Genomic DNA, 9502 nt, shown 5'->3' with positions numbered 1-9502 from the left:
GCACGGCACCGCTCCGCTCGCGGGCACGTGCGGGAAGGCCGGCACCGCTCCGCTCGCGGGCACGTGCGGGAAGGCCGGCACCGCTCCGCTCGCGGGCGCGCGCGGGAGACGCCAGTCCCCTTGTGGGCGGGTGCGGGGTGGCCGGTGGGGCGTACGCCGGTGGGGCGTACGTCATCAGACCACGCCCTTCTCGCGCAGGGCTTCGATGTCGGAGGGCGAGTACGCGGGCCTGCCGACCAGGCGCATGACCCGCTCGGCGATGTTCTGCGCCGAGGTCGACACCGCCACCCAGGAGCCGTCCGCGCACCAGTAGGTGTTGCGCGGCGCGTTGTTGACCGAACGGTTGCCGGTGCGCGGCGGCACGATCCCGAGCTGGTCGTAGATCGTCGGCTGCGCCCCGAGCACCGTGAGGATGGGCTCGATGATCGACATGTCGACCACCTGCCCAGCGCCGGTGGATTCACGCGCGCGAAGCGCGGCCATCACGGCGTAGGCGGCCCGCGAGGGATCCGGCTTGGCCGGATGCTCGACCTTGACGACCTCGGCGCCAAAGTCGCCGAAGTCGCCGAAGTCGCCGAAGTCGCCGAAGTCGCCGAGCAGCATCGCCGCCATCGGTCCGGCGAACAGCGTCGCGAGGTCGAGCACACGGACGCCTTCGAGGGCTTTCATCGGGGTTCCTCCATCAGTGCCGCGTCGATCTCGGCGCGGGTGGGCATCGACGTGCTGGCGCCCTCGCGCCGCACCGACAGGGCCGCCGCCGTGGCGGCGAACCGCAGGGCCTCCGCCCGCGGCCTTCCCTCGGCCCGCGCCACGGCCAGCGCGCCGACGAAGGTGTCCCCCGCCGCCGTGGTGTCGACCGCCTTCACCGGTACGGCGGGCACGCGCAGCCGCTCGCCGGAGCGCGAGCCGTACAGCGCACCCTCCCCGCCGAGGGTGATCACGGCTTCGGGGACGAGGTCCAGCAGCGCCTCGAGTGCCTCGCCGGGGTCGGCGAGGCCGGTGATGGCCTCGGCCTCGTGCTCGTTGGGCACGATCAGGCCGACGGCGGCCAGCAACTCGCGTGGCAATTCCTGAGCCGGGGCGGGGGTGAGGATCACGGGGACCTCGGCCTGGCGGGCCGCCGCCACCACGGCCTCCATGGGCAGTTCGAGCTGGAGCAGCAGCGCGTCCGACCGGGCGATGACGGCGAGGTCGTCCTGCGAGACGCCGGTCACGGTGCCGTTCGCGCCGGGGACCACGATGATCGAGTTGCCGCCCTCGTCGTCGACGACGATGTGGGCGATGCCCGAGGAGCCCGGCACGACCCGGAGGCGGCTCACGTCGACGCCCGCCGACTCCAGCGTCTCGCGCATGACCGGCCCGAAGGCGTCGTCCCCCACCGCGCCGACGAACGCGACCCCGGCGCCGGCGCGGGCCGCCGCGATGGCCTGGTTGGCGCCCTTGCCGCCGGGGACCGTGCTGAACGCCCGGCCGGTCACCGTCTCGCCGCGTTTGGGGGCGGTCGCGGTGTAGGCCACCAGGTCCATGTTGGCGCTGCCGAAAACCGAGATCATTCTCTGTCCCCTCCCACACAAGCCACCCGTTCTCTGTCCCCTCCCACACAAGCCACCCGGCGACCGTCCGACCACCGGGAAACCGAGATCATCGTCTGTCCTCTCGCACGCCCGGCACCCAGGGACGTGACCCCCGGGGTATCGGGATCATGATGCCGTGTCGCGGGTCACGGGGCGGCGACCGCGAGGGTGCGCCGGGTGAGCTCGTCGAAGCCGATGCCGTCGAAGCCTCTCATGCTGCTGGCCAGCCGGTTCTCCAGCGCCCACTCGGCAGGGATCCGGGAGGCGCCGAGCAGCCCGCCCGCGATCGATCCCACCGTCGCCCCCGCCGAATCGGTGTCGCATCCTCCGGCGACCGCCCCGGCTATCGAGGCGTTCGCGCCGGGCGACCCGCTCACCCCGGGCACGCTGGTGGGTCCGCTGTCCACCAAGGCGCAGCTCGACCGCGTCAGCTCTTACCTCGACATCGCCCGCGAGGAGGGCGCCAACGTGGTGACCGGCGGTGAACGCCTCGGTGACCACGGATACTTCTTCGCCCCCACCCTCCTCGGCAACGTCCGCCCCGACATGCGCGTGGTCCGCGAGGAGATCTTCGGCCCCGTCGGCGTGCTGACCACCTTCACCGACATCGACGACGCCATCGCCCAGGCCAACGACAGCACACCACTCACTACCGGCCCACCCCACCACCTCCTCACCGTGTGAGGCGTGGCGTCTAGCGGATCCCTGCTGGGAGGTCGCGTTGCCAGACGTCGATGGCGAGCACCGGGCGCATGCCGACGGACAGGTACAGATCGAGCGCCGGGGTGAGGTTGCCGGCGTCCACGTGCAGGTAGGTGCCGGTCCTCCCCCGGCGGGCGTCGGCGGCGAAGGCGCGCTTGAGCAGCAACCGGCCGAGCCCCCTGCCGCGAAACCCGGGCAGCACCGACAGGATGCGCACGTACCCGCAGTTCTCGTCGCTGACGAACATGTCGCTCCCGAGCAGCATCGCCGCAGGCCTGCCGTCCACCTCGGCGACGAGGAGCTGCGACCAGTCGTGGGTGCTGGAGGACTCGAAGTCCTCCCTCCACCGGTCGTACTCCTTCGGGACGAACCCGAAGTGCCGGGCGAAGCCCTCCTGGTGGATCCGGTGGGCGGCCCGCGTCAGCTCCTCGGACCCGGCCGCCTGGCGGACGGTCACGCCGGGCAGGGACCCCGGGTCCACCTCGGCGTGATCGGCCCTCAGCCGGTGGAAGCTGGTCGCGGCCTCGAAACCGTGCTCCTTGGCCAGCGCCCGCTTGGCGTCGTCCTGCCGGTAGATCCCGATGCCGGCCACCGCGTGCGGGTGCCCTGCCTCGGCGGCCAGCTCGCGGGCGCGCCGCAGGACGGTGTCCCACAGCCAGGGGGTCACCGCCTCGTCCCGGGAGAGGATCTCGATGTCGACGCTGTCGCCGTCGCCCCGGCGCGTGGCGTAGCCCCAGCCCACCAGGGCGGGCTCCCCGCCGCGCCGGTACACCAGCCAGCCGTCGCGGCCGAGGTCGAAGCCGGGCTCGGCCAGACCGTCGGCCACGTCGTCCTCGGTCATGTCGGGATGGCCGAGCACCTCGGTGTCACAGGCCGCCACCAGCTCGTGGATGACCGGCACGTCCGCCACCGCCGGCCGCCTGATGTCGTACGCGTCCATGACCGCGTCGTGGTGGTTGTCGTTCACGCCTCAGTTCTAGGGCCGGCCACTTGCACGGCACTGAGCCGGGACTTGGCGGAGCCCCCGCCTGGGGGATGATGGCGTCCATCGGGATCAATCATGAGCGGAGACAGGCATGGAACTGCGGGAGTTCTTCGAGCACTTGTCCGGCGCCCGGCGGGTGTACGGCGAGCCGTACGAGAGGGACGGCTCCACGGTCATTCCGGCGCTCTCGGTGCGCACCGCGGGCGGCTTCGGCACCGGCGAGGTGAAGGACCGGGTGTCCAGCGGCGCGGGAGGGGGCGGAGCGGCGACGGCCCGCCCCGTCGGCGCGTACGTCGTCAGGGACGGCAAGGTGTCGTGGGAGCCCGCCATCGACGTGAACCGCATCGTACTCGGCGGGCAGATCCTCCTGGGGCTCGCGCTGATCGTGTACGCGCTGCGCTCCGGCACGCGACCTGAAGGCCGTCGTGGGCGCTGACGGGCGCGACTAGTCTTGGCAGGCATGGCCCGCACCCGCCTCTACCGCGACGGCGTCCTGGAAGCCGAGGGCTTCCCGATCGCCGACGTCTCCGAGTACATCAAGGATCCCTCGGCGACCGTGTGGTTCGACCTGCTCGCCCCCACCCCTGAGAAGCTCGCCGTCATCAGCGAGGAGCTCGGGCTGCACCCCCTCGCGGTCGAGGATGTGCTGCACCCTCATCAAAGACCCAAGCTCGACGTCTACGACAGCCATCTGTTCATCACCATGTACGTCGTCAAGCTCGCCGACGACACGGATCTCAAGCTCACCGAGGTGTCGGTCTTCGTGACCAAGAACGCCCTGGTGACCGTCCGGTCCGACGACACCTGTGACATCGACTCCGTGGTCGCGCGCTGGGACGCCAGCCCCACGCTGGCCAGGTACGGCGTGGCGTTCCTTCTCCACGGCCTCCTCGACTATGTCGTGGACGGTCACTTCGATGTCGCGCAGACCCTCGACGACCGGGTCGAGTCGCTGGAGGAGGAGCTGTTCACCGAACGGCCCGGCGACGTACGGAGCACGCAGCGCAAGATGTTCGACCTGCGCAGGACCACGGTGCGGTTCCGCAGGGTCGTGGCGCCGATGCGCGAGGTGGTGAACTCCCTCATCCGCCGCGACCTTCGCGTGGTGGCTCCGGAGATGGCGCCCTACTACCAGGACGTCTACGACCACGTGCTGCGGGTCTCCGACTGGACCGAGTCGCTGCGCGAGCTGGTGGGCAACGTCTACGAGACCCACCTGAACCTTCAGGGCAACCGGATGAACGACATCATGAAGCGAGTGACGAGCTGGGCCGCCATCATCGCGGTCCCCACACTGATCACCGGCTTCTACGGACAGAATGTGCCCTTCCCCGGTTTCTCGCAGCCGCTCGGGTTCTGGACCTCCTGCGTCACCATCGTCGTGGCCTCCTCGGTCCTCTACCGCGTCTTCCGCAAGAACGACTGGATCTGACGCCTTCGGCACCCGGCGCGGTACCGGGGCTCAGGCGCGGCCGGCGGCCTCGTCGACCCAGCCGCCGGCGAGCACCACGTCGCGCAGCAGGGAGCCCGCGCCGATGATGGCCGCGTTCGGCCCGGCCCGCGTCGCGTCGATCTTCAGGTCGCGGGTGGCCAGGGGCAGGCAGCGCTCGTACACCGCGCCCCTGACCGCGGCGATGAGCTGCTCGGCGGCCGACAGGCTGCCCCCGATCACCACGGCGTCGGGGTTGAAGAAGTTGACGAGCGCGGTGAGCACGTCGCCGATGAGCCGCCCGGCGCCGCGTACGAGGTTGGTGGCCTGCGGGACGCCGTCGGCCGCGAGGGCGGCGATGCGGGCGGGGTGGTCGACCTCGATGCCCTGCTCGGCGAGGGCGGCCATCAGCGCGGCGCCGCTGGCGTAGGCCTCCAGGCAGTCGGAGTGGCCGCAGGAGCACATCACCGACCTGTCCGCACGCACGCGGACGTGGCTGATGTCGCCCGCCGCCCCGCGCCCCCGGTGCAGCCGCCCGTCGGCGATGATGCCGCACCCGATGCCGGTGCCGACCTTGAGGACCATGAGGTTCTCGCAGCCGGGCCAGGCGAGGTACTCGCCCGCCGCCATCAGGTTGGCGTCGTTCTCGACCAGGATCGGGACGCCGAACCGGCCGGCCAGGTGGGCGGCGACGGGGTACTCGTTCCAGCCCGGCATGCGTGAGGGCGAGATGACCGTGCCGTCGGCCGGGTCGACCGGGCCGGGGACGCCGATGCCGACCCCCCGCACCGGGAGGCCGCCGCCCCGCGCCGCGACGAGCTCCTCCAGCCGGGTCGCGAGCCAGTCGAGCGTGGGACGCGCTCCCGCCCCTGTGTCGCAGGCGTGCTCCACGATGGCCAGGGGCGTGCCGCTGAGGTCGACCAGGCCGAGCCTCGCGTGGTGGCTGCCGAGGTCGGCGACGGCGAGCAGCCCTGCCCGGGGGGCGAGCGTGAGACGCCGGGGACGCCGGCCGCCCCTGGACAGGCCCGCGCCCTCCTCCTGGAGCAGGCCCGCGTCGATCAATTCCTCCACGCGCAGCGACACGCTCGACGGGGCGAGGCCGGAATGCCTGGCGAGTTCGGCGCGTGACTCGGCGTGGCCCAGGGCGACGAGACGGAGGAGCTCACCTTTGCCTGACACAGGGAGATGCATACCACGTCATGACCTACTACGACAATCAATTGACTTAGGCCGACATCGACCTCTATCGTCCGTAAAAATTCGATTCCGAATGAAGTTAGATCGTAAACGACGAGAATGGAGTTGGTGATGGTGCATGCTCCCGCACTGTCACGCTCGCGCCGCGCGGCGCTGACCGTGGTGACCGTGGTGTCGCTGGCCGGGGCGGCCGCCTGTTCGGGAAGCGGCGGCTCGGCCGCGGTGCCTCCCGGCGCTCCTGGTGACGGGGGTGCGACAACCTCCGACGCCTTCGCCGACGCGCCCGTCGCCGCGGCCTCGGAGATCCTGCCCGGGTCGACGATGGAGAAGATCAAGAAGCGGGGCGAGCTGATCGTCGGCGGCTCGCTCGACGCGCCGCTGCTCTCCCAGCAGAACCCGGTGACGGGTCAGATCGAGGGCTTCGACGCCGACCTCGGCAAGCTGCTGGCGAAGTACATCATCGGCGCGCCCAAGGTGAAGATCGTGAACGCCGCCTCGGAGACGCGGGAGGCGCTGCTGTCCAACGGCACCGTCGACGTGGTGTTCCAGACCTACACGATCACGCCGGAGCGGGCCAAGCAGGTCGCCTTCGCCGGGCCGTACTACACCTCCGGCCTCGCCGTGGCGGTCAAGAAGGGCACCACCGGGATCACCAAGCCCGAGGACCTCGACGGCAAGACGGTCATCGCGGGCGCCAACACCCCGGCCATCCCGGCCATCAAGAAGGCCGCCCCCAACGCCAAGATCGTCACCTTCGGCAGCGACCCCGAGTGCGTCCAGGCGCTCAAGCAGGACCGCGGCGTCGCCTACGTCCAGGACCAGTCGCTGCTCGTCGCCGACGGCAAGAGCGACCCCGAGCTGCAGGTGGTCGGCGAGCCGTTCACGACCGACCCGTACGGCATCGGCCTCAAGCACGGCGACGACCAGATGAAGAAGTTCGTCAACGACTGGCTGAAGAAGGCGCAGGACGCCGGCCTGTGGCAGCGGGCGTGGAAGAACTCGATCGGCACGGTCGTGCAGGGCGAGGCGCCCACGCCGCCGGCCATCGGTTCGGTCCCGGGCTCGTAGGGCCGACATCCCCGATGGACGCACTGTCCGGCAACCTCCCGGCACTGTGGGACGGCCTGCTCGTCACCCTGCGGCTCACGCTGCTCGCGTTCGCGGGCGCGTCCGTGGTGGGCGTCCTGGTCGCGACGGCCCGCGTCAGCCCGGTGCCCGTGCTGCGCGCCGCCGGGACGGTCTACGTCGAGACGCTGCAGAACATCCCCCTGCTGGTGCTGCTGATCCTGGCGGTCTTCGGGCTACCGGAGATCGGCGTCCAGGCCGGGCTGTTCACGACCGCCGTGGTGGTGATCGCGCTGTACCAGGCCGCGTACGTGGCCGAGGCGCTGAGGTCGGGGGTCAACTCGGTCCCCGCCGGGCAGGGCGAGGCGGCACGGGCCCTCGGGCTCGGCTTCACCGGGTCGCTGCGGTACGTGGTGCTGCCGCAGGCGCTCGGCACGGTCGTCCAGCCGCTCGGCAACATCTTCATCATGCTCACGATGAACACCGCTCTGGCGGCGGCGGTCGGCGTGGTCGAGCTGACCGCCGCCGCCAACCGGGTGAACCTCGTCGAGGCGCAGCCGATCCCCATCTTCGTCGGGGCCGGCGTGGCGTACATGCTGCTGTCGTCGGTGGTCGGGTTCCTCACCGGCGTGCTGGAACGGAAGCTGGCGGTGGCCCGATGACGCGAAGGAGCGGCCCGAGCCGCCTGCTCTTCGACGAGCCGGGGCCACGCTCGCGGCGCCGTGTCCGCGTCGCCACCGTCGTGTTCGCGCTGGCCGCGCTCGGCCTGGTGGCCCTGGCCGTACGCCAGTTCGCCGCGAACGGGCAGCTCGACGAGGCGCGGTGGCAGCCGTACGCCACCTGGCCGATGTGGCGCTACCTGCTGAACGGGCTCTGGTCGACCGCCCTCGCGGCCGTGGTCTCCGCCGCGCTCGCCATGGCGGGCGGCCTGCTGCTCGCGCTCGGCAGGGTGTCGCCCCGGCGCCCGGTGCGCTGGGCGTCGGCGGCGTACATCGAGGTCGTGCGGACGATCCCGGCGCTGCTGCTCGTCTACGTGGTGCTGTTCGCGCTGCCGAGGTACGGCCTGGACCTGCCGCTGTTCTGGAAGCTCGTGGTGCCGCTGTCGGTGTCGAACGCGGCGGCGTTCGCCGGGATCTTCCGCGCGGGCATCCTGTCCATCGAGCGCGGCCAGACCGAGGCGGGGCTCGCGATCGGGCTCACCGGGGGGCAGACGATGCGGGCGATCGTGCTGCCCCAGGCGGCCCGGCGCGTGCTGCCGTCGATCGTCAGCCAGTCGGTGGGCCTGCTCAAGGACACCTCGCTGGGATTCGTCGTGAGCTACGCCGAGCTGCTGTACAGCGGCAAGGTGCTCGCCAACTACAACCACCTGCTGATTCAGACCTACATCGTCGTGGCGCTGATCTATCTGGTGGTGAACGCGTCGCTGTCCAAGCTCGCCCGCACGCTGGAGGCCCGCCAAGCGCGGGGCGCCCGCCGCGTCAGGGCGGCGGCGGTACCCGAGGCCGCGCTCCATGCCTGACGGCGGCTTCCCACCTCACTTCACGTTCGAGAAAGGCAACCGCATGTACGCCCGTCTGGCCGAGGTGGTCCGGTCCGGCTTCACCGAGAGCGTCCACTTCGGCAGCGTCGCCGGAATCGGACCTGACGGGGCTGTGGCGCTCTCTCTCGGCGCGGTGGACGAGCCGATGCTGCCCCGCTCCTCCGCCAAACCATTCCAGGCCCTGGCCTGCCTCACCTCGGGCGCGGCGCTCTACGGCTCCCGCCTGGCGATCGCGGCGGGAAGTCACACAGGGGAGGACTTCCACGTCGCGCTCGTCGGCGCCATGCTCGACGACGCGGGCCTCGGCCTTTCCGCCCTGGGCTGCCCCGCCGACTGGCCGGAGGACGAGGCCGCGCGGCACGCCCTGATCAGGTCGGGCGAGGACAGGTCCAGGGCGCGCATGAACTGCTCGGGCAAGCACGCGGCGATGCTGCTGGCCTGCGCGGCGTCGGGCTGGGACACCGCGTCCTACCTCACCCCCTCACACCCGTTGCAAAGGCGGGTGCGTTCGGCCGTCGAGAGGCTCTCCGGCGAGAAGAGCCCGCACACGGCCGTCGACGGCTGCGGCGCCCCGCTGTTCGCGATGTCGCTCACAGGGCTCGCGCGGGGGGTACGGGCGCTCGTCACCGCCCCGCGCGACACCCCAGAACGCGCGGTGGCCGACGCCATGCGCTCGTTCCCCGAGTACGTCGGGGGGACCGGGCACCTGAACACCGAGTTGATGCGCGCCCTGCCGGGTTCGCTCGTGAAGGGCGGCGCCGAGGGTGTGCTCGTCGCCGCGACGCCCGAGGGACACGCGGTGGCCGTCAAGGTGGTCGACGGCGGCCCGAGGGCGACCTCCGCGATCGCCCTGGCCGCACTCGCCGAGCTGGGGGCCGACGTCAGCGGTGCCGAGTCGTTCACCACGGTCCCGGTCCTCGGCGGCGGCCGTCCCATCGGCGAGATCCACGCCACCCTCTGACCGGCCGCCTGCCGCCCGGGGAAACCACTACTGCGTTCCAAGGAAGCAA

General features: G+C 71.6%; 12 protein-coding genes. 7 read left to right on the top strand and 5 right to left on the bottom strand.

Features of this window, described 5'->3' with window-relative positions; all coding sequences use genetic code 11:
• Positions 1–174: 174 nt before the first annotated feature.
• The 3 genes from AB0O34_RS22955 to AB0O34_RS22945 form a co-directional block, all read right to left on the bottom strand.
• Entirely contained in the window at positions 175–669 is a 495-nt protein-coding gene (locus AB0O34_RS22955) for a CoA transferase (protein WP_363918418.1), read from the bottom strand.
• Entirely contained in the window at positions 666–1553 is an 888-nt protein-coding gene (gene rbsK / locus AB0O34_RS22950) for a ribokinase (RefSeq protein ID WP_363918416.1), read from the bottom strand. The genes AB0O34_RS22955 and rbsK overlap by 4 nt, the downstream gene beginning before the upstream one ends.
• Before the next feature lie 167 nt (positions 1554–1720).
• Positions 1721–1951, bottom strand: a complete 231-nt coding sequence (locus tag AB0O34_RS22945) for an ADP-ribosylglycohydrolase family protein (protein ID WP_363918414.1) — start codon at positions 1949–1951, stop codon at positions 1721–1723.
• Here AB0O34_RS22945 and AB0O34_RS22940 point away from each other — a divergent pair.
• The gene (locus AB0O34_RS22940; protein ID WP_363918412.1) at positions 1890–2258 is read left to right on the top strand and encodes an aldehyde dehydrogenase family protein; all 369 of its coding nucleotides are present in this window, start codon (positions 1890–1892) and stop codon (positions 2256–2258) included. The two genes, AB0O34_RS22945 and AB0O34_RS22940, sit on opposite strands and share 62 nt — an antisense overlap.
• A gap of 10 nt (positions 2259–2268) precedes the next feature.
• On the opposite strand, the gene AB0O34_RS22935 is transcribed toward AB0O34_RS22940, so the two are convergent.
• Positions 2269–3243: a GNAT family N-acetyltransferase gene (locus tag AB0O34_RS22935; protein ID WP_363918410.1), complete on the bottom strand. Its 975-nt coding sequence runs from the start codon at positions 3241–3243 to the stop codon at positions 2269–2271.
• Positions 3244–3352: 109 nt separating this feature from the next.
• On the opposite strand from AB0O34_RS22935, the gene AB0O34_RS22930 reads away from it, so the two are divergent.
• Both AB0O34_RS22930 and AB0O34_RS22925 read left to right on the top strand, forming a co-directional pair.
• Entirely contained in the window at positions 3353–3697 is a 345-nt protein-coding gene (locus tag AB0O34_RS22930) for a spore germination protein GerW family protein (RefSeq protein WP_363918408.1), read from the top strand.
• Positions 3698–3721: 24 nt separating this feature from the next.
• Entirely contained in the window at positions 3722–4693 is a 972-nt protein-coding gene (locus AB0O34_RS22925; RefSeq protein ID WP_363918406.1) for a magnesium transporter CorA family protein, read from the top strand.
• 30 nt (positions 4694–4723) lie between these two features.
• Here the strand turns inward: AB0O34_RS22925 and AB0O34_RS22920 are convergent, their stop codons facing one another.
• Positions 4724–5869: an ROK family protein gene (locus AB0O34_RS22920; RefSeq protein WP_363918404.1), complete on the bottom strand. Its 1146-nt coding sequence runs from the start codon at positions 5867–5869 to the stop codon at positions 4724–4726.
• A gap of 129 nt (positions 5870–5998) precedes the next feature.
• On the opposite strand from AB0O34_RS22920, the gene AB0O34_RS22915 reads away from it, so the two are divergent.
• Genes AB0O34_RS22915 through AB0O34_RS22900 form a run of 4 tightly spaced genes read left to right on the top strand, consistent with a single transcriptional unit; the run spans position 5999 to position 9453 of the window.
• Positions 5999–6955 (top strand): glutamate ABC transporter substrate-binding protein, encoded by a 957-nt coding sequence (locus AB0O34_RS22915; protein WP_363918402.1) that lies wholly within the window; start codon positions 5999–6001, stop codon positions 6953–6955.
• Between the two features lie 14 nt (positions 6956–6969).
• On the top strand, positions 6970–7614 hold the full coding sequence (locus AB0O34_RS22910; protein WP_363918400.1) for an amino acid ABC transporter permease: 645 nt from the start codon (positions 6970–6972) through the stop codon (positions 7612–7614).
• A complete protein-coding gene (locus tag AB0O34_RS22905; RefSeq protein ID WP_363918398.1) occupies positions 7611–8471 on the top strand; it encodes an amino acid ABC transporter permease in 861 nt (286 codons plus the stop codon). The genes AB0O34_RS22910 and AB0O34_RS22905 overlap by 4 nt, the downstream gene beginning before the upstream one ends.
• 43 nt (positions 8472–8514) lie before the next feature.
• A complete protein-coding gene (locus AB0O34_RS22900) occupies positions 8515–9453 on the top strand; it encodes an asparaginase (protein WP_363918397.1) in 939 nt (312 codons plus the stop codon).
• The last annotated feature ends 49 nt before the right edge of the window (positions 9454–9502 follow it).

This window comes from Sphaerisporangium sp. NPDC088356 (assembly GCF_040685555.1).
GTDB lineage: Bacteria > Actinomycetota > Actinomycetes > Streptosporangiales > Streptosporangiaceae > Sphaerisporangium.
The sequence above is the reverse complement of the archived record's forward strand: the minus strand, read 5'-3'. Positions and strand labels throughout refer to the sequence as shown.

Coding starts and splice junctions, on each gene's coding strand:
- rbsK (WP_363918416.1), bottom strand. CDS start 1,553: ATGATCTCGGTTTTCGGCAGCGCCAACATGGACCTGGTGGCCTACACC.
- AB0O34_RS22915 (WP_363918402.1), top strand. CDS start 5,999: ATGGTGCATGCTCCCGCACTGTCACGCTCGCGCCGCGCGGCGCTGACC.
- AB0O34_RS22930 (WP_363918408.1), top strand. CDS start 3,353: ATGGAACTGCGGGAGTTCTTCGAGCACTTGTCCGGCGCCCGGCGGGTG.
- AB0O34_RS22905 (WP_363918398.1), top strand. CDS start 7,611: ATGACGCGAAGGAGCGGCCCGAGCCGCCTGCTCTTCGACGAGCCGGGG.
- AB0O34_RS22925 (WP_363918406.1), top strand. CDS start 3,722: ATGGCCCGCACCCGCCTCTACCGCGACGGCGTCCTGGAAGCCGAGGGC.
- AB0O34_RS22955 (WP_363918418.1), bottom strand. CDS start 669: ATGAAAGCCCTCGAAGGCGTCCGTGTGCTCGACCTCGCGACGCTGTTC.
- AB0O34_RS22910 (WP_363918400.1), top strand. CDS start 6,970: ATGGACGCACTGTCCGGCAACCTCCCGGCACTGTGGGACGGCCTGCTC.
- AB0O34_RS22900 (WP_363918397.1), top strand. CDS start 8,515: ATGTACGCCCGTCTGGCCGAGGTGGTCCGGTCCGGCTTCACCGAGAGC.